This is a genomic window from Corynebacterium sp. MSK019 (assembly GCF_030232425.1).
GTDB classification, from domain to species: domain Bacteria; phylum Actinomycetota; class Actinomycetes; order Mycobacteriales; family Mycobacteriaceae; genus Corynebacterium; species Corynebacterium jeikeium_D.
On the sequence record NZ_JASPJT010000008.1, the window covers coordinates 108,129 to 127,281 of the forward strand.

Annotated in this window: 19 protein-coding genes and 1 tRNA gene; 10 read left to right on the forward strand and 10 right to left on the reverse strand. The window is 58.0% G+C overall.

Annotated features, from left to right (window positions below):
• Positions 1-2: 2 nt before the first annotated feature.
• A complete protein-coding gene (locus QP982_RS07295) occupies positions 3-464 on the reverse strand; it encodes a PH domain-containing protein (RefSeq protein ID WP_049171313.1) in 462 nt (153 codons plus the stop codon).
• A 6-nt stretch (positions 465-470) separates the two neighbouring features.
• Positions 471-1,328 carry a biotin--[acetyl-CoA-carboxylase] ligase gene (locus QP982_RS07300; protein ID WP_049171316.1) on the reverse strand — a complete coding sequence of 286 codons (858 nt, stop codon included), beginning with the start codon at positions 1,326-1,328 and terminating at the stop codon, positions 471-473.
• Between the two features lie 126 nt (positions 1,329-1,454).
• Here QP982_RS07300 and QP982_RS07305 point away from each other — a divergent pair, with 126 nt between their 5' ends.
• The 3 genes from QP982_RS07305 (at position 1,455) to QP982_RS07315 (ending at position 5,087) form a co-directional block, all read left to right on the forward strand.
• Complete coding sequence (locus QP982_RS07305; RefSeq protein ID WP_049171320.1) at positions 1,455-3,095, forward strand: acyl-CoA carboxylase subunit beta; 1,641 nt, start codon at positions 1,455-1,457, stop codon at positions 3,093-3,095.
• A 106-nt stretch (positions 3,096-3,201) separates the two neighbouring features.
• Positions 3,202-4,830: an acyl-CoA carboxylase subunit beta gene (locus QP982_RS07310; RefSeq protein ID WP_016423283.1), complete on the forward strand. Its 1,629-nt coding sequence runs from the start codon at positions 3,202-3,204 to the stop codon at positions 4,828-4,830.
• Positions 4,827-5,087, forward strand: coding sequence for an acyl-CoA carboxylase epsilon subunit (locus QP982_RS07315; protein WP_016423284.1), 261 nt, complete (start codon positions 4,827-4,829; stop codon positions 5,085-5,087). The genes QP982_RS07310 and QP982_RS07315 overlap by 4 nt, the downstream gene beginning before the upstream one ends.
• A gap of 136 nt (positions 5,088-5,223) precedes the next feature.
• Here the strand turns inward: QP982_RS07315 and QP982_RS07320 are convergent, their stop codons facing one another.
• Both QP982_RS07320 and QP982_RS07325 read right to left on the reverse strand, forming a co-directional pair.
• Entirely contained in the window at positions 5,224-5,766 is a 543-nt protein-coding gene (locus QP982_RS07320; RefSeq protein ID WP_049193052.1) for a hypothetical protein, read from the reverse strand.
• A 2-nt stretch (positions 5,767-5,768) separates the two neighbouring features.
• Positions 5,769-5,981, reverse strand: a complete 213-nt coding sequence (locus QP982_RS07325) for a helix-turn-helix transcriptional regulator (protein WP_048733637.1) — start codon at positions 5,979-5,981, stop codon at positions 5,769-5,771.
• 159 nt (positions 5,982-6,140) lie between these two features.
• Here QP982_RS07325 and QP982_RS07330 point away from each other — a divergent pair, with 159 nt between their 5' ends.
• Complete coding sequence (locus QP982_RS07330; RefSeq protein ID WP_016423286.1) at positions 6,141-6,743, forward strand: Maf family protein; 603 nt, start codon at positions 6,141-6,143, stop codon at positions 6,741-6,743.
• Between the two features lie 65 nt (positions 6,744-6,808).
• Here QP982_RS07330 and QP982_RS07335 read toward each other — a convergent pair whose 3' ends face one another.
• Positions 6,809-7,867: a Cj0069 family protein gene (locus tag QP982_RS07335; protein WP_049189713.1), complete on the reverse strand. Its 1,059-nt coding sequence runs from the start codon at positions 7,865-7,867 to the stop codon at positions 6,809-6,811.
• 363 nt (positions 7,868-8,230) lie between these two features.
• Here QP982_RS07335 and QP982_RS07340 point away from each other — a divergent pair, with 363 nt between their 5' ends.
• The 3 genes from QP982_RS07340 to QP982_RS07350 all read left to right on the forward strand — a co-directional run bounded on the left by QP982_RS07340 (position 8,231) and on the right by QP982_RS07350 (position 11,840).
• Complete coding sequence (locus QP982_RS07340; protein ID WP_070545931.1) at positions 8,231-9,115, forward strand: sulfurtransferase; 885 nt, start codon at positions 8,231-8,233, stop codon at positions 9,113-9,115.
• A 418-nt stretch (positions 9,116-9,533) separates the two neighbouring features.
• Positions 9,534-11,321, forward strand: a complete 1,788-nt coding sequence (locus tag QP982_RS07345) for an acetyl/propionyl/methylcrotonyl-CoA carboxylase subunit alpha (protein ID WP_042388874.1) — start codon at positions 9,534-9,536, stop codon at positions 11,319-11,321.
• Positions 11,322-11,438: 117 nt separating this feature from the next.
• Entirely contained in the window at positions 11,439-11,840 is a 402-nt protein-coding gene (locus QP982_RS07350) for a hypothetical protein (protein ID WP_042388876.1), read from the forward strand.
• A gap of 30 nt (positions 11,841-11,870) precedes the next feature.
• Here the strand turns inward: QP982_RS07350 and cobF are convergent, their stop codons facing one another.
• The gene (gene cobF / locus QP982_RS07355) at positions 11,871-12,719 is read right to left on the reverse strand and encodes a precorrin-6A synthase (deacetylating) (protein ID WP_016423291.1); all 849 of its coding nucleotides are present in this window, start codon (positions 12,717-12,719) and stop codon (positions 11,871-11,873) included.
• Complete coding sequence (locus QP982_RS07360; protein WP_016423292.1) at positions 12,670-12,951, reverse strand: cg0963 family protein; 282 nt, start codon at positions 12,949-12,951, stop codon at positions 12,670-12,672. Before QP982_RS07360 ends, cobF begins: the two co-directional genes overlap by 50 nt.
• 275 nt (positions 12,952-13,226) lie before the next feature.
• On the opposite strand from QP982_RS07360, the gene QP982_RS07365 reads away from it, so the two are divergent.
• Both QP982_RS07365 and QP982_RS07370 read left to right on the forward strand, forming a co-directional pair.
• Positions 13,227-13,299: transfer RNA gene (locus QP982_RS07365), tRNA-Arg, on the forward strand.
• Between the two features lie 197 nt (positions 13,300-13,496).
• Positions 13,497-14,357 (forward strand): siderophore-interacting protein, encoded by an 861-nt coding sequence (locus QP982_RS07370; protein ID WP_016423293.1) that lies wholly within the window; start codon positions 13,497-13,499, stop codon positions 14,355-14,357.
• Between the two features lie 14 nt (positions 14,358-14,371).
• On the opposite strand, the gene QP982_RS07375 is transcribed toward QP982_RS07370, so the two are convergent.
• Positions 14,372-14,947 carry an RDD family protein gene (locus QP982_RS07375; RefSeq protein ID WP_284870362.1) on the reverse strand — a complete coding sequence of 192 codons (576 nt, stop codon included), beginning with the start codon at positions 14,945-14,947 and terminating at the stop codon, positions 14,372-14,374.
• Between the two features lie 280 nt (positions 14,948-15,227).
• Here QP982_RS07375 and QP982_RS07380 point away from each other — a divergent pair, with 280 nt between their 5' ends.
• On the forward strand, positions 15,228-15,863 hold the full coding sequence (locus QP982_RS07380; RefSeq protein WP_284870363.1) for a hypothetical protein: 636 nt from the start codon (positions 15,228-15,230) through the stop codon (positions 15,861-15,863).
• Between the two features lie 185 nt (positions 15,864-16,048).
• Here QP982_RS07380 and gcvT read toward each other — a convergent pair whose 3' ends face one another.
• Together gcvT and QP982_RS07390 are read right to left on the reverse strand one after the other, a co-directional pair.
• Positions 16,049-17,221 carry a glycine cleavage system aminomethyltransferase GcvT gene (gcvT, locus tag QP982_RS07385; RefSeq protein WP_016423296.1) on the reverse strand — a complete coding sequence of 391 codons (1,173 nt, stop codon included), beginning with the start codon at positions 17,219-17,221 and terminating at the stop codon, positions 16,049-16,051.
• A gap of 279 nt (positions 17,222-17,500) precedes the next feature.
• Positions 17,501-19,153: a monocarboxylic acid transporter gene (locus tag QP982_RS07390; RefSeq protein ID WP_070549884.1), complete on the reverse strand. Its 1,653-nt coding sequence runs from the start codon at positions 19,151-19,153 to the stop codon at positions 17,501-17,503.

A 19,153-nucleotide genomic window follows, 5' to 3' on the forward strand; every position in this document is an offset into this window, starting at 1 on the left:
TTCTAAGTCAACCGGGAGACCAACTTAGCCACCTTACGAGAGCTGGGAATATCTTCCACAGCCAGCGGCGGGCCGAAACTGCGGGTGTGCAGATACAGCACGCCGCCCTTGCGATTGACCGCACGTACCGAACGCAGATCAATCGAGACCACCTGCGGGCGCAGAATGCCACGGCGCAGAATAATTCGCCTATCAGTTAGTACGAACCGCTCCCCCAACCAACTTAGTACCGGACGAACGACGCGCCAGAGAATAAGCCCCAGCCACGCGAAGAGCAGCAGCTGACGCACACCTTGCAGATCTCCCGGAGCAATCGCAGGGCCGTCGATAAAACCAATCAGCAACCAGCAGACGCCCGTGATAACCATGAGTTCCAAGAGCGGCCACACCAGCCGACCAAAAGTTGGATTGGTGTCCAGCAGAATTGCCTCGCGCGTGTCCAACTCATCATCGGGAAAGGTCATACAGCACTACCCCCGCTCCGAATCAGCCTGCGGGGACGCATAGCCGCCGTCAGTGGCACGAACATGGAACACGTCACCGGCCGCAACAAAGTGACTTGTGCCAGCTTCATCGGTGACGATCAATTCGCCGTCGGCACGCACGCCAACCGCCTTGCCCACCAGCACGCGATCCCCCGGCAACTCCACGCGCACGTTCGAACCGATGGTCGCGCACACCGCCTCGTAGTCCCGCAGCAGCTCCGCATCGCCCTTTCGCCACTGCGCTTGACGACGTCCCAGCGCACGCAGCACACCAGCGGAGATGTCGTCGCGGTCGAGGTTTTCCGCTCCCGCCAGGTATAGCGAAATGGCGTGTGGCACCGGCAGCTCATCTTCCTGCAGGGAAACGTTGACGCCGATTCCCGGAATGAGAATTGGCGGTGTCAGCGACGCGGCCTCCACCAGAATTCCGCAGAGCTTACGACCGTCAACCAGGACATCGTTCGGCCACTTCAGGGAAACGCGTTCAGGCGCAAGACCCGCAACTTCCACAACAGCATCGACAACTGCGAGGCCCGCGACTAACGGCAACAGCCCCAGTTGCTCGGGTGCGAGCCCTTCCGGGCGCAGCAGCGCGCTGAGTGCAATGGACGCACCCTTCGGGGCCGTCCAACTACGACTCAGTCGACCGCGACCTGCGGTCTGCTCCGAGGCGATAAGCGCACTGAGATCTGCCACCTGCCCCAGTGCCGCCTGTTTCCGAAGATCAGCGTTGGTCGAACCAGTGGTTTCGACAACCTCAATGGAATTCCAGCCCGGCGCGGCTGCGCGCACACGCGTGGCGTCAAGAGGCTTGCGGGAAGCAACAATCCTGGGGTTGGTCATGCACAGCAGTCTAGCGCCATGGCCGGATTCACTGAGTCGTGACCTTTCTCAAGAGCTCTACAGCGTGAGAATCATCACAGCTCGCCTGCTTTACTATTTTCCTTCCCAAACACTACATTCCATAACATGACTATTTCCTCACGTTTGGCGGCGGAGCAACACACCACCGCTTTCCTCAATGAAGACCTTCTACGCCGACGCACTGCTGCACTGACTCCGATGGGGTCGCGGGGCTACGACAAGCTCAAACTGACTGAGCGCATGAATGCCCGCGAGCGCATTGACTACCTGCTGGACGAAGGATCTTTTGTCGAATTTGATGCGCTAGCCCGCCACCGCACTACCGCATTTGGGATGGAAGCCAAACGCCCCGCGACCGACGGAATCATCACCGGCTGGGGAACCATAGACGGCCGTGAGGTCTGCATCTTCTCTCAGGACGGCACAATCTTCGGTGGTGCACTCGGAGAGGTCTACGGCGAAAAGATGGTCAAGATTCAGGAACTTGCCATCACTACCGGCCGCCCCCTTATTGGCATGTACGAAGGTGCCGGCGCCCGCATCCAAGATGGCGCAGTCTCACTGGACTTTATTGCCCAGACGTTCCACCACAACGTTCGCGCCAGCGGCGTCATTCCGCAGATTTCAGTCATTTTTGGCGCCTGCGCGGGCGGAAATGCCTACTCCCCAGCACTGACGGACTTCGTTGTCATGGTGGAGGAAAACTCCCGTATGTTCGTCACCGGCCCTGACGTAATCGAAACAGTCACAGGCGAAAAAATCAGCCAGCACGAGCTCGGCGGCGCCGACACCCATATGGAGATCGCCGGAAACTCCCACTACACCGCCGCTAGCGAGCAGGATGGACTCGACTGGGTCTGCGATTTGCTCGACTACCTCCCCAACAACACAACCTCCCCCGCGCCCAGCTGGGATTCCGATGCCAGTGACGAAATCACCGACACCGATCGCACCCTCGACAGTCTCATTCCCGACAGCCCATCCACGCCGTACGACGTGCACGAAGTCATCTACGCGCTTTGCGACGATGCGGAGTTCCTGGAAATCCAGGAAAACCGAGCAGCCAATGTCGTGATTGGCCTTGGCCGTCTCAACGGTCAATCTGTTGGGTTTGTCGCTAATCAGCCCATGGAATTCGCGGGCTGCCTAGATATCGATGCAGCGGAGAAGGCCGCGCGATTCGTCCGAACCTGCGATTGTTTCAACATTCCACTCGTCTTTCTCGTAGACGTACCCGGCTTTCTCCCCGGTTCAAATCAAGAACACCAGGGAATTCTGCGCCGTGGCGCTAAATTGCTCTATGCGTATGCAGAAGCAACCGTTCCTAAAATCACCGTCACCATGCGCAAAGCCTATGGCGGCGCGTATTGCGTGATGGGATCAAAGGGGCTCGGCGCGGATGTAAATCTGGCTTGGCCGACGGCACAGATCGCCGTGATGGGCGCCTCAGGCGCAGTACGCTTCCTCCATCGTGCCGAGATTCGAACCGCCACCGAAGCAGCTCTCGCAGCAGACCCAGCGGCCGATAGATTTGGCACTCCCGAGAGTGTGAAAGAACTCATTGCTGAACTGGAAATGGGATACGAGCAACACATGCTCACGCCTTATCGTGCCGCCGAACGGGGGTTAATTGATGAAGTCATCCTCCCCTCCGAGACACGAACTCGAGTGATAAAAAATCTGCGCCTTCTAACTTCAAAGAAAGTACCGTGGCCTGCGCGCAAGCACGGCAATATTCCACTGTAAGAGCAGGCTTTTTGCTGTACAACGAGCTAGTCATTACCCCTACTTTTGTTAACAGCGATTGCCCCCCAACTACCTCCCCCCGTTTTCGAAACGTAAACTAGTTGGTATGACGACTGCCGCAAATACATCAACCGGTGAAACCCCGGATTTGACCACTACTGCTGGAAAGCTGGCCGATCTGCGAGCCCGTCTCGCAGAGACCCAGGCTCCAATGGGCCAGGCCAGCATTGACCGCGTCCACGACAAGGGCAAGATGACCGCTCGTGAGCGCATCGAGTTCCTCTTGGACGAGGGCTCGTTCGTGGAGGTTGACGCTCTCGCACGTCACCGCTCCAAGAACTTCGGCCTCGACGCCAAGCGCCCTGTCACTGACGGTGTTGTGACAGGCTACGGCACCATCGATGGCCGCCAGGTCTGTGTCTTCTCGCAGGACGGCGCCATCTTCGGTGGCGCGCTCGGTGAAGTCTACGGTGAAAAGATTGTCAAGATCATGGATTTGGCCATCAAGACCGGTGTCCCAATTATCGGCATCAACGAGGGTGCTGGTGCCCGCATCCAAGAGGGCGTTGTTTCCCTCGGCCTCTACTCCCAGATTTTCTTCCGAAACACCCAGGCTTCTGGTGTTATCCCACAGATCTCCCTGATCATGGGCGCCTGCGCTGGTGGCCACGTCTACTCCCCGGCTCTGACCGACTTCATTGTCATGGTCGATGGCACTTCCAAGATGTTCATCACCGGCCCGGACGTTATTAAGACCGTCACTGGCGAAGAGGTCACACAGGAAGAGCTGGGTGGCGCTGGTACTCACATGAGCACCTCCGGTACTTCGCACTACACCGCCGCTGATGACGAAGACGCTCTGACTTTCGTTCAGGAATTAGTCAGCTACCTGCCGTCCAACAACCGCGCTGAGGCTCCTCGCATGGAGGCTGAGCCGTTCGAGGGCTCCATCGCTGACAACATCACTGAGACTGACCTCGAGCTCGACACGCTGATTCCGGACTCCCCAAACCAGCCGTACGACATCAAGGACGTCATCACCCGTCTGGTCGACGACGAGGACTTCCTGGAAATTCAGGAGGACTACGCACAGAACGTGGTCATCGGCTTCGGTCGCGTGGAGGGTCGCTCGGTCGGTTTCGTCGCCAACCAGCCGATTCAGTTCGCTGGCTGCCTCGACATCAAGGCATCCGAGAAGGCGGCTCGCTTCGTCCGCACCTGTGACGCCTTCAACATTCCGATCATCATGCTGGTTGACGTTCCAGGCTTCCTGCCGGGCACCAACCAAGAGTTCGACGGCATCATCCGCCGTGGCGCCAAGCTGCTGTACGCATATGCTGAGGCCACCGTCCCGAAGATTACCGTCATCACCCGTAAGGCCTACGGCGGAGCTTACTGTGTGATGGGCTCCAAGGACATGGGCGCTGACATCAACCTGGCATGGCCGACCGCTCAGATTGCGGTCATGGGTGCTTCCGGCGCTGTCGGCTTCATCTACCGCAAGGAGCTCAAGGCTGCTGCGGCCGAGGGCAAGGATGTCGTCGCACTGCAGAAGGAGTACGAGGCAGAGTACGAGGCCACCCTGGTCAACCCGTACATGGCTGCTGAGCGCGGCTTCATCGACGCCGTTATCCCGCCGAGCGAGACCCGCGGCCAGATCATCGAGGGTCTGCGTCTGCTGGATCGCAAGGTTGTTAACGTACCCGCCAAGAAGCATGGGAACATTCCGCTGTGACCGATTCCAAAAACACCCCAGCAACCGAAGACAAGGACGCCGCTACAGCCCCGGCTGCACCGTTCATGTCCGTCCTCAAGGGCAACCCGTCAGACGCTGAAACCGCCACGCTCGCGCTTTTGTTCGCAGGTATGGCAGCAGCCGGCGGTGCCCCAGAGGACCGCGGCCCGCGCAACAACTGGGGTCGGCTGGAAGAGGGTTTCCACCAGCCGCACCAGCACGTACCGGGCACGTTCCGCAACGTCCATTTCTACTAGTACAGCTACCGCTTACCGCGTAGTCGTTACCGCACGCTAGCTGCGTCGATTCGCTAGCACAAAGCGCCACCATCGGGTTTTCCGATGGTGGCGCTTTGGTTTTTGTTACTGCCTTAGCCTTGACCACTGCTTATTACTAGCGCTGTTCACCCAGCGACTCGCCATCAAACTCGTCATCGAGCTCCCGGTCCAGCCGACGCTGATCACGGTTGCGAGCTACCGGCCACACCACCTTGAACAGGAAATACACAAACGCCAGACCGATGGCAGCACCCACCACAGCGCCGGCAATGAATCCCCACGATTCCGATAGTGCCCCACCAGCGCTTGCCTCAGAGAGCATTTGCACTCTGATAAAACCAATCAGCCACAGCCCAATGACGGCTACGAGTGCTGCAATCTCGCCTTTTGTAAGACCATTAATCTTCGGCATTGGCACTTGACGTCGCAACCACCGCTGCGAAAACAGGAGTCCAACCAGCGGCATCAAGATGATTGCCACTGTCACGCCCACCATCTTTGGCTCTGGAATGAGCCAAATCAGTACCGTTGCAAGCACGTAATTAGCCCACATCATCATTGTGAACCCGTACGTGTAGGACTTATGCAGCAACATCTGCTGATACTCATCGTCCACCGTGGCGCTGTTGCGTTCAATTACGACATCCGCATAGGACATTGTCAGTATCCTTCCTCACCAAAAATTTCTTCGACTGTTTTTCCCAGTACCTTGCAGATACGCAACGCCAAATACACCGAAGGCGAGTAATTTCCCCGCTCGATATTTGCAATGGTTTGCCGCGAGACCTCCACCTTCGCGGCTAAATCCGCTTGGCTCAGCTCCAACCAGCGTCGGTATCTCCTGACCTGGTTCGAACGTTCTTCCCCACTCATCTGTGTACTTTCTTTAACTTGATGTCCACTTTACTTTACATCACTAGAAGGCAGCTGCCATCTAAAAAAATCTGCCTGTTCTTACAATCGGGCCAACCCCACGCATGTTTGCCACAAAAATTAGGCTTTACGATTCCGCCCTCACTAAAATCACTAACTATGAGCAGCCCCCGAATCGTCTTGGCTTCCACTTCCCCTTCGCGACTGCACATTCTGCGCTCTGCAGGCATCGAGCCCATCACAGTAGCGCCCAACGTCGACGAGGATGCCGTAATCACAGCCCTTCCGGACGCATCGCCGGTACGCATCGTCGAGGAACTCGCACAGGCCAAGGCACACGCTGCCTCTCCGGCCTACCCCAATGACATTGTCATTGGCGGGGATTCAATGCTGCTTCTCGACGGGCAGTTGCAGGGCAAGCCCCACACGGAAGAAAAGACCATTGAGCGCTGGCATCAACAGAGTGGCCGGACGGCTGAGCTGATTACTGGTCACTGTGTCGTGACACCAAAGGGCGAGCACCTTGAGGTGGCGATTACTTCCCTCGATTTCGCTGAAGTCCCAGAAGAGGACATCCGTGCCTACGCTGCGACGGGCGAGCCGCTGAAGTGCGCTGGCGCGTTTACTTTGGAGGCTCTAGGCGGCTGGTTTGTCGATGGCATCAATGGCGACTCATCCAGTGTGATCGGACTGTCGCTACCTGTCGTGCGCCGAGCTCTGTATCGCTACGGCTATTCGGTCTCCCAGTTCTGGAATCGGTAGGCATCGCAAGGACGTCGTAAAGCAAAAACCGCACCAAATTGGTGCGGTTTTCTTAGCTGTTGAGACTACTTGTTAGCAGCCTCAACGCGCTTGATGGCCTCCTGAGCAACAAGCTCCTGAATACCCATATCCAGCTCGGAGGTGAAGCCGACACAGGAGCAGTTGATCTCGCCGAGAACGTAAGTGTCCTCGCCGTCCTCGCCGTCTGCCAGCATGAAATCAGCGGTCCAGATTAGCGGGATATTGTCGCCACCGAGGTTCTCGGCAATGACCGGGCGAGCCTCAGCAAACATGTCGATGAGGTCCTGCCACTCTTCCGGCTTGTTGTAGGTGTACTTCGCGCCAGAGAACAAGGTTGCGGAGAAAGCGTCGCCGCCCTCGGCCGGCTTCTTGTGAACCACGAAGACCGGGTGCGGACCGACCAGCAGAATGCGAATTTCGCCTTCGGTGATGCGCGGCATGAAGCGCATGTCCACGAGCATGCCGTTATCGCCGATGATGTACTGGTCGCAGAAATCCATGAACTCGCCGAGCTCGCGAGTCTCGGTGTGGTTGTCCACGGCCTCGGTGCACTTCAGCTTGGTGTTCAGCGGCAGCGGGGTGCCCGGCTCAACGTTCTTAGCAACCTCTTCATCAGCGATGCGCACGCGCCAGATGCCAGATCCGGTGGAGCCACGGTTCTGCTTAAGGACGCGCTCGCCGTAGGACAGGGAGGTCGGGAAAGTGCTGTGGAATGCCTCGACGTCGTAGTAAGCAGCGGTGTCAGACGGAACCAGGTCAGTATCCTTGAGCTTGACCAGTGCGTCCTTTGCGCCGTAGGCCATCATCTCGCCCGGGGTGGACATACCAACCAAACCAGCGACCGAGAGACTGGTCAGAAGCTCGAAGTAGCCCCTCTCACCACCCGGGATGTTGCCCGGGTTTACGCGGGAGATGTAGCCGTCGAAGTTCTGAGAGACGTAGTCGTACAGGTCGTCCTTCCACTCCGGTCGGTAGTAGACGACCTCAGCGGACCAACCGGCTTCGCGGATAGCGTTGACGATTGGCATGGTGTCCTTGCGGTGTCCGTCGAAGTACTTGTCCGAGCCGCCCTCGATCTCGAATACAACAATGTTCTTGTGCACAGGCACTCCTTTTAAGAAAATACATGGACTTCCGGCACTCAATTGTCTCCGTAACGCAGCGAATACCCAGGCAGATAGCCCATTTCAGCCCATTTTCCAGTGATACGAATCAACACAGTTTTTGCGCTAACTCTCAGCTAAATTTTAGGGCACTACCTGGACTCCAAGCGCGCTGAAAACACTGCTTTTACCCCCAACTGTGAGGCGTATCCCAGGGTGGCCGCGGACGCAATTGTTGCCGTCGGAAAGCGCTCACACTGGGGACTATTCCGCCGTTCGCCACGCGACCCGTAAACTAGATATGCAATCGACGATAAACGTCAGAAAGTCCCACCCACCCAACTTGCGCCAAGGGAGTATCCGATGGCTGTTCCGCACGACCCGCACCCCCAGTTCCAGCAGTACGCCCACCCTGAGCGCCTCGTCTCTAGCTCCTGGCTTGCTGCCCGACTGGGCTCTCCCGGTCTGCGCGTTGTTGAATCCGACGAGGACTCACTGCTTTACGACATTGGACATATTCCGGGCGCGGTTCGCATCGACTGGCATCACGACCTCAACGATCCTGTGCGCCGCGACTATATCGACGCCGAAGGCTTTGCCGAGCTCATGCGCGAGAAGGGTATCTCGCGGGACGACACCGTCGTAATCTACGGCGACAAGTCCAACTGGTGGGCCGCCTACACACTCTGGGTTTTCGAGCTTTTTGGGCATCCCGACGTGCGTCTGCTTAACGGTGGCCGCGATGCCTGGATGACTGAAGAACGAGACACGAGCTTCGAGGTCCCCAATTACCCACGCACTGACTACCCTGTCGTCGAGCGCGACGATAAGACAATGCGTGCCTACTTCAGCGATACACGTGAGCTCATTGGAAAGGCTCCGATTATCGACGTGCGCACTCCGGAGGAGTATGCCGGTGCACGAACCCACATGGTCGATTACCCACAGGAAGGCGTCCTGCGTGGTGGCCATATTCCAACCGCGGTAAACATTCCATGGAATCAGTCCGTTCACCCGAACTCGCGTTTCCGCGATCGCGAAGAGCTCGAGCAGATTTACGCGCACGTCCAATTTGAAGATGAGGCGATTGTCTACTGCCGCATCGGCGAGCGCTCCGCGCACACTTGGTTTGTACTGCACCATCTCCTCGGCCACGAGAATGTTCGCAACTACGACGGCTCGTGGGTTGAGTGGGGCAATATGATTGGCATGCCCATTGCCCACGGTTCGGAGCCGGGAAGCCTGTAGGCGATCGATGCAACCGGTGGGCGCTTCCCCCACCGTTTTCCGGCGTCCGCGACTGGCTCTACATCGGAGATTTAGTTTCCCCCTGCCGCCCCCGATCAAGGGGGCGGCAGTTGCACTCTTGGGTGATAATTTTAACCACAAACCTAGGTTTTTGGGCGAAAAATAGCCACTTCAGCTGCCCCCACACTCACTTGAACGCTGCTCAAGATCACAATCCCTACCCCCTTATGTAGCGAGCAATAAGAGGTTGCTTACCGCACCTGTGACACAATGGAGACATTGGGTCACACGCTGTTAGCTACCGCGTGGTTAACCGTATTGCGGTTCACCACTCAGTTAACTGCAGTGCTGCTTGTGATTCCTACAAATGACTGTCGCAACCTGCCCCGAGGGCCAATTCTCGGGGTGCCCACGAAAAATGGAGGATTTCGTGTCCGAGCAGACCACTGAAAAAATCACGAAGGTTCTCGTCGCCAACCGTGGCGAGATTGCCGTTCGCGTTATTCGCGCTGCGAAGGACGCAGGCATTCCTTCCGTCGCCGTTTACGCCGAGCCGGATGCGGACGCTCCTTTCGTGACCATGGCGGATGAGGCTTTTGCTCTCGGTGGCACCACTTCCGCTGAGTCGTACCTAGTCTTCGACAAGATTCTGGACGCCGCAAAGAAGTCCGGCGCTAATGCCATCCACCCGGGCTACGGCTTCCTGTCGGAGAACGGCGACTTCGCTGAGGCTGTTGAGAACGCTGGCCTGATCTGGATTGGCCCGTCACCAGAGTCCATCCGCGCCCTGGGCGACAAGGTCACCGCTCGTCACATCGCGCTGAAGGCTGACGCTCCAATGGCTCCAGGCACCAAGGAGCCAGTTAAGGATGCAGACGAGGTCGTCGCGTTCGCTAAGGAGCACGGTCTGCCAATCGCCATTAAGGCCGCTTTCGGTGGCGGTGGCCGCGGCATGAAGGTCGCACACAAGATGGAAGAGGTCGCCGACCTCTACGAGTCCGCTACCCGTGAGGCCGTTGCGGCCTTCGGTCGCGGTGAGTGCTTCGTAGAGCGCTACCTGGACAAGGCACGCCACGTCGAGTGCCAGGTTCTCGCTGATAAGCACGGCAACGTCGTTGTCGCCTCCACCCGTGACTGCTCGCTACAGCGTCGTTTCCAGAAGCTCGTCGAGGAAGCACCCGCTCCGTTCCTGACCCCAGAGCAGGATGAGCGCCTGCGCCAGTCCGCTAAGGACATCTGCCGCGAGGCTGGCTACTACGGTGCGGGCACCGTTGAGTACCTGGTTGGCGCTGACGGTCTGATTAACTTCCTCGAGGTCAACACTCGTCTACAGGTGGAGCACCCGGTCACCGAGGAAATTACCGGCCTCGATCTGGTCCGCGAGCAGTTCCGCATTGCTGAAGGCAAGGAACTGTCCATCAAGGAAGACCCGGAGATGCGCGGTCACGCTTTCGAGTTCCGCATCAACGGCGAGGACGCCGGCAGCAACTTCATGCCGGCTCCGGGCACCATCACCAAGTACGTCGAACCGTCCGGCCCGGGTGTCCGCATGGACACCGGCATCAAGGAGGGCGACGTCATCGGCGGCCAGTTCGACTCCATGCTGGCCAAGCTGATTGTTTGGGGCGAGACCCGCGAAGAGGCCCTACGCCGCTCCGCTCGTGCTCTGTCCGAGTACCAGGTTGAGGGCCTGGCAACGGTCATTCCGTTCCACCGCCACATTGTGGAGAACCCGGCGTTTGTCGGCGATGGCGAGAAGTTTGACGTCTACACCAAGTGGATTGAAGAGGAATGGGACAACCCGATTGCTCCGTACGACGGTGACTCCGACGCTGACACCGACACCGTTCCGGCTCAGAAGGTTGTCGTCGAGATCGACGGTCGCCGCGTCGAGGTAGCCCTGCCGGGCGACCTGGCTCTGGGCGGCGGCAACGCTGGTGCCAAGAAGAAGAGCAAGAAGAAGCGCGCTGGCGGTTCCAAGAAGGCCGCTTCCGGTGACGCTGTGGTTGCTCCGATGCAGGGCACCGTCATCAAGGTCAACGTCGAAGAGGGCCAGGAAGTCTCCGAGGGTGACACCGTGGTTGTCCTTGAGGCCATGAAGATGGAAAACCCAGTCAAGGCTCACAAGGACGGCGTTGTCACGGGTCTGGCTACCGAGGCTGGCTCAGGTGTCGGCAAGGGCGATGTCCTGATGGAACTGAAGTAGTTCTAAAGCTCTAAGCGGGGCTGGTTGCGATGGGATTCGCAGCCAGCCCCGCTTGATTCTTTTCAGCCCCTCCCCCGGCGCCCTTAAACACTGTTCAGGACGTCTAGAGTGGACGGTATGGAACCCATGGAAGTAAATGCCGGCCGCTTCTACTGCCGTCCGCTGCGCCACGATTCCCGCGTCGATGACGCCCCGGTCGCAACCCAATTACTCACAGAATTGGCCCCTGACTCCGTCGCCGAGTTCCTTCGGAACTCCACCACCGAGTGGGAAAACGACACCGCCTACCGCTTTGCGGTTGCTGAGCAGACGAACGTCGAGATGCTCGCACTAGCAACCGTCGAGGTCATCAATGCCGACCACGTCAGCATCACCGTCCGTCCCGCAGGCGATCCCGCACGCGTGTTGCCTAACGACGATCAGGTCCTCACCAAGGTAACCGTCGCCGACGGCGTCGAAGCCGCCGAAAAAGCCCTCCACCGGTGGGCAGAGGGCTTCTTGGGCAAGAAAGTCAGCTAGCCGAACTGGCACCGCTACGACTGCTCAGTCCTAGGCGCCGGAACGCAGCAGGTAGATATCCATAATCCAACCGTGCTCCGCACGGAGCTTCTTTTTCAGCTCCGCAATCTCTTCGCCGACGTCGCCAACGCGACCACGGCGGAGCGTCTCCAGCTCCGTTCCCAGGAATGCACCCCAGAGAATCTCTTCCTCCGGGTCCGCGTGCTCGAGCCAGGCTGCACCGCCATCGAGCATCACCACCGCATCCATGCCAGGCGCACGCTCCCCCAGGCGCCGACCAGTGGTAATCAATACCGGCTTACCAATCTGGTTCAGGCACTCTCCATGCGCTGCGGTCAGCGCGGAAATCGCCGTCACACTGGGGATAACTCGCGAGCGCACGTCCAGCCCAAGGTCGCGGACGCGCTGCAAAATCCGCAATGTTGAGTCATACAAGGAGGGGTCACCCCAGACCAAGAACGCACCGCGGCGCTTGCCCTCTCGTCCGAGGTGAGCGACGAAGGCGTCGGCAAGCAGCTCTGCACGGCGCTGATGCCAGTCACGGACGACTGCGCCGTAGTTATCGGGCGTGCGGTCACGTGGCGGGTCGGGAACGGTAACGAGTTCGACATGCGGCGCATGCTTATCGACGATCGCCTGTCGCGCAGCCAACAAGTCCGCTTTGGCATCACCCTTGTCGAGAGCAAAAACTACGTCGACATCAGCAAGAGCGCCGATAGCCTCGAGCGTAATGTGGCTCGGACTACCGGCGCCGATTCCGATGACGTCTACATCGACATATCCGCTGTATACAGGGCTCTCGGCCTGAGTGCGGGCGGCGTCGTTTCGACTAGTGATTGGTCGGATCTCCCTCGTAACCGAACTGTTCAGCCATCTCATCTGGAGACAGGCCAGCCATCGAACCCTGGAGGTTAGCCGAAGCGGCCTGCTTCAAGTAAATCTCGCAAGCGTTGGCCATGTACTTGGAGTCGTACACGTTCATCTCCAGAATCGGAGTCAAAGAGCCATCATCTTCCATGCGCGAAACCAAAAGGTGCGGCTTGTCCGAGTCCGTGGTCATGGAGCACTTAATCTTGACACCGTTGACATCCGTGAAAGTTGGCTTAATCATATTGTCATCCTCCTCCAAAACAGCGACCGGAAAATAAGTAGCGCTGTTGCGACCGCAAGCGCAAGAAAGTCGCTCGTTATAAACCATGTTAGCCAGATTCCGGGCGGCACCGCCGAGCACAAAAGCACATGGGGGTAATAGCGAGCTTCCTGCATGTTTGCGTGTCAGGTCGAGGACCCAATTGCCACTAGAGCTCGCAGATGCGTTAAAGTGATGAAGTAATTTTCCGGCCGCCGAGAATGTGTTTTCACGGCTGTTTTACCCGGAAGATGATTGCCCTAGTAGCTCAGTGGATAGAGCACGGCTCTCCTAAAGCCGGTGTCGGAGGTTCGATTCCTCTCTGGGGCACAAATACCCTCGTGACCTTTTACATATAGGGCGCGAGGGTTCTTTGTTTTTCTCACGACCGGCCACTACGCCCCCTCCTGAGAACGCATCACCCAGCAATTTCCAGAAACACTTGTGTTAGGCTTACCTAATCACGTGGCGTGTAGACTTCCGCCAGTACAAAACAGCCCAAGACTTGTTGAAGGACAGTGACAACTATGGCTGGCCTAGCTAAAGCAGCAGCACCGAAGCGTAAGCCCCGTAAGGCACACGAGGCAACAGTTACTGGACGTCGCCAGATTTCCCCAGACCTTGTTCGTTTGAGCATGAACTCGCCTGCATTTGTGGGCAAGGAGCTGGAGTTTACCGACCATTACATCAAATTATTGTTTGTGCCAGAGGACGCTGATTACTCCTGGCCGTTCGATATTGCGAAAATTCGCGCCGAACAGCCGCGAGACAAACTGCCAATCACCCGCACATACACTCTGATTAATGTGGACTCCGAAACCGGCGACTTTGACGTCGACTTCGTCACCCACGGCGATTCCGGCCTGGCTGGACCGTGGGCACGCGTAGCCGAAATCGGAGACAAGCGTGGCTTCTTAGGGCCAGGAGGCGCATGGGGACCTGCAGCAGAATATGAACACTTTGTACTCGCCGGAGACGAGTCCGCAGCGCCAGCTATCAGCGCCGGACTGAAGCACCTCCCAGCAGGCACGACCGCAACCGCATACATCGAAATCGAGTCCGAAGATCGGAAGTTTGAGCTCCCAACCCGAGAGGGTGTGGAAGTCCATTGGGTCCTCCGCAACGGCGCAACCCACGGCACAGAGCTATCCCGCGCAGTGCGCGAGGCGGGCATTCCAGAAGGTAAGAAAACTAGCTGGTTCATCCACGGTGTCGCCGAGATGATCAAGGAATTGCGCCGCTTCCTCTTCGTCGAATCTGAGATCCCGAAGAAAGACGTTTCCATTTCTGGCTACTGGCGTATCGGTATGACCGAAGACCAGTGGCAGTCTTCTAAACGAGAATTCAACGCTGAGGTTGAGGCCGAGGAGGAAAGAGCCAGGGCCTGACGCTTGCTCGAACGTTAGCGCTCGCTACGCCTTTCAACAACGACGCGTTTTCCTGCCAACCAGTCGAATGGGTGCCAGCGGCAAACAGCAACCCAAATCATCAGGACACCAAAAAACAGTTCAACGTTTGGCTCAAAACCCGTAGGCAAGAAAATCAGCGACAATAGGTAACAATTACGTACCGCTGCCCGCCAACCTCTGTGCCAAGAATCGTCTCCTGATTCGAGCTCCGATGTTCCCTCTGGCTGAGCGACTTCGAACGGAGTTGCCCCAGAGTCTGCTTTCCGCGCTGGAACAACGTGTAGCAAAAATGCGCTTTTACCAAACGTCTGTTCACCGCGAGCCTCTGCAACCACGCGCACAAAGAAAAAGACAGCTGGGAATATGACACCATACAAAATCCTGAACTCTGGCGGACTCGGCAGCGCCCAGTTCGCCATGGCTGCTTCCCACGCAAGTTTGCCAAGTACCACAATGATGGCAACAAAGATTCCTACAAGGAACGAATCCAGTATCCACGCGCCACTGCGCCGAGCGAACAAATCCGCATTACTCTTTACGGGGAATCGATTCGGGGTGCGCCGATACATGGGACACACGCTATCAAAACCACTTATGACTTCACAGACGAATTGCCTTTCCCTACCGCACCCGTTCTGCCACGATTAGAAGCATCCAGTATGCAAATCGAAAAGTCGACTGTATAGTTGCCGGTTGAATCAACCTATCTATTGGGTGTCAGCAACTACCTTGCCAATAACTCGGCAAGTTCCCCTATAGCTGGCACCCCCAGTGGTTTTTCAGGAGTCCCTACCCAGAAAGCCGAGAATTAAACCACGCGACGCAGGCCCGAGAAGCCCAGAAAGTGAGATGGATGTGAATACGCGAACTCAGCTGTCAGCCGTACAGCACCCTCAACTCACTGCCGTCCGGCGCAAGAACCGCCGGCAGCTGGCGCTGGCCTGCTGCTTCCTCACCTTCGCAGCCACGGCCACCAGCTGTGCCAACAACGAAAGCGAGGAGGTTGCCGCGACGCAAACCTCGTCGTCAAGCCAACTTACTACGGTGTCGACGACGAGTTCGCCGACGACGACCGGACCAAAGGTTCGAGAAGGCGGTACGCCGCGCATCGGACAGCTGTGCCCGAACCAGACCGGGGAAATACGAATGAGCGCCAACGGCCAGAATCTTGAATGCGCACAAGTCGGCGAGCAGGAAGTGTGGACGGTGCTGCAGCAAACCCCCGCGAACCCGACATCGCAGCAAATGTGGATTTCCACTACTCCGACGACCACTGAGCCACTGCCTCAGGAACCTGAGCCGACGACTCCGAGCGAGAGCACAACGGAGACAAGTGAGACGGAGAGCTCGACGACCTCTGATACTTCCACGCCGCCCGATACTTCAACGACTCCGACAACCTCCGGCGAGCCGACAGAATCGGAATCGGAGCAGGAAGAGCAGCCAAGCGAAGATAATCATGGGCTCACCGGCCTGTTCCGCTAGGTTCGTCTCTGGCTGCGAGGTTCGTCGGCTCGGGACTTAGTTAGGTAAGGTGCGCTAGCTCGCCCTAAAAACCAAAATCCGCTGCAACAATACTGCAGCGGATTTTTTATTTACCCAACAGATACGAAGAGACGAACCTGAACAGATCTGAGCCCGCCACAATGCGGCGGAGCACCCGCGCTCCCCTACTTGCGGTGACGGCGATTGTAGAACGGCGTCGGCACGACGGTGGCGGTAATGTCGGCGCCTTCAACGGTCAGCTCAGTGCCAGTGGAGGACTGCCAACGCTGAACGTATGCAAAACCGATGGGGTGGCCCAAAGTCGGCGACACCTTGGCGGAAGTCAGCACACCAACCTCGTTACCTTCCGCATCAATGAGCTTGGTGCCACGCTTGGGAGCTTCATCACCGGAGAAACGCAGACCAACCAGCAGCTCCTTCGACTGCGGACGGTTAATCAGGGCATTGCGACCAATAAACTGCCCCTTGGTCGGCCCCATGATGGACTTCAAGCCGGCCTCCAGCGGAGTGCGGTCTCGAGTCAGCTCGTAGCCATAGAGCGGCATACCGGCCTCAAGACGCAGGGTGTCGCGGCAGGCCAGACCACACGGCAGCAGGCCGAGGTCAGCGCCGTTGTCAGCCGGATCCTCCGGGTTTTCCACCTTGCCACCTGCTGCAATGATTGCACGCCAGACCTCGACGGCGCGGTCAGCCGGCGGGAAGATCTCGAAGCCGTCCTCACCGGTGTAGCCGGTTCGGGCAACAATCATTTCCACACCTGCGACCTCGAGCAGAGTGCAAGAGTAGTAGTTCATGCCATCGAGAGTCGCGTGCAGATCCTGTGGCAACAGACGGCGCAGAAGCTTCGCAGCCTTCGGCCCTTGAATGGCCAGGAGCACATTCTTGTCATTCATGCGCTCAACCTCGACGTTGTAGCCACCAACGCGCTCGCGCAGCGTCGAGTACACATCTTCAGCGGCTGCGGCATTCTGCACCAGCATGAATTCGTGACTACCGAGGCGGTAAATGATGAGGTCATCAATAATGCCGCCGTCTTCCTGCACAATCATGGTGTACTTGGCACGACCCAACGCCAGCGGCTTGATTGCCGAAATCAGGGAGTGTGCAAGGAACGCCGCCGCATCCTCACCAGTGACGCGGATGATACCCATCAGCGACAGGTCGAAAACACCAACGGCCTCACGCACTGCGTTGTGCTCTGCAATTTCCGAAGAGTAGCGGAACGGCACTTCGTAGCCACCAACATTGCGCATTTCTGCGCCAAGGCTTACGTGCTCATCATGCAGGGCGCTACGGAAAGAATTGTTGTTCTCAGAAGCGCCAGAATTGTCAGTCATACACACTCCAATTATTGCGGTGGGGCAAACCAGATTGTTACCTTCCCACCTTATATCTAAGACTCCGTGCTCGCTTCCGCGAGCCCCTGCGGAGCCAGGGCAACAGGCCCGTCCATTAACTATCATGCACTGATTCGCACATGCTTGACGACGACCCCGCGCCCACCACAAAGGCCCCGCTACCAGTGACGATAACGGGGCTTTTGCATTTGTCTATTCAGTTAATTGAGTTTGGCCGAGCTGTTCGGGCAGCGTTGCCAGCCAAAGGCTCAGTGGTTATTAGTGATCAACCGCAGCCTCGGTACCAACACCGGTCAGGGAGCGAACTTCCATCTCAGCTGCCAGGTCATCGAAGTTATCCGGCTTACCCATGTAGGTGGCGATGATGCCAGCCAGGAACGCCAGCGGGATTGCGAGCAGACCCGGCGAGGTCAGCGGGAACCAGGAGAAGTCAACGGACGGAATCATCGAGGACTCAGCGCCGGAGACTGCCGGGGAGAAGATAATCAGAACCAGCGAGGCGATGACACCGGTGTACATGGAGGCAACTGCGCCTGCGGTGTTGAAGCGCTTCCAGAACAGGGACATCAGGATGGTCGGCACGTTTGCGGATGCTGCCACTGCGAAGGCCAGCGACACCAGGAAGGCGACGTTCTGCCCCATGGCCAGGATGCCGAGGATAATGGCGACAACACCCAGCACGATAACGGTAATGCGGGAGACACGAACCTGCTCGGCTTCCGTGGCCTGTCCCTTGCGAATCACGGCCTGGTAGAGGTCCTGGCCGACAGACGCGGAAGCGGTAATTGCCAGACCAGCGACCACGGCCAGCACGGTAGCGAACGCCACTGCGGAAATCACAGCCATGAAGATGGAGCCACCGATTTCGAAGGCCAGCAGCGGAGCTGCAGCGTTGGCCCCGCCCGGCGCGGCCATGATGCGGTCCGGGCCGACGAGTGCAGCAGCACCGTAGCCGAGCACCAGGGTCAGCAGGTAGAAACCACCGATGAGGATGATTGCCCAAGTCACGGACTTACGAGCTTCCTTTGCGGTCGGCACCGTGTAGAAGCGCATGAGCACGTGTGGCAGACCAGCAACACCGAGGACCAGTGCCAGGCCCAGAGAGATGAAGTCCAGCTGCTGGACGAAGGAGCCGCCGTACTTCAGACCCGGCTCAAGAATGGCGGAGGCTTCGTAGCCCTTCTCGGCGATGTAATCCGAGCTTGCGTGCATGTCCACTGCGTCCTGCAGGAGCTGGGAGAAGTTGCCCTTAACGCCAACCAGGATGATCAGGGTCATGATGATGACAGCACCGACCAGCAGGACGGCCTTAATCATCTGCACGTAAGTCGTGCCCTTCATACCACCGATGAGGACGTAGGCAACCATGATGATGCCGACGACTGCGACAACGATGGACTGCTGAGTGGAGTCGTGGATGTTGAGCAGCACGGCGACCAGGGAACCTGCACCGGCCATCTGCGCGATGAGGTAGAACAGGGTCACCGCGAGGGTCGAGATAGCAGCCGCAGTACGTACCGGGCGCTGCTTAAGACGGAAGGACAGCACGTCGGCCATGGTGAACTTACCGACGTTTCGCAGCGGCTCTGCAACCAACAGCAGCGCGACCAGCCAGGCTACGAAGAAGCCGATGGAGTAAAGGAATCCGTCGTAACCAGTCAGCGCGATGGCGCCGACGATACCGAGGAAGGAAGCCGCCGAGAGGTAGTCACCCGCAATGGCAAGACCGTTTTGGGTACCGGAGAACTGTGCGCCACCGGTGTAAAAGTCTGATGCTCCCTTGTTTCCGCCCTTGCCCACTCGAGTAACGATGAACATGGTCGCAACAATGAAGGCGACGAAGACCGCGATGTTGAGAATCGGGTTACCTGCTGCTGCAGTGTCATCTGCAGCAAAGAAACTAGTCAGCAT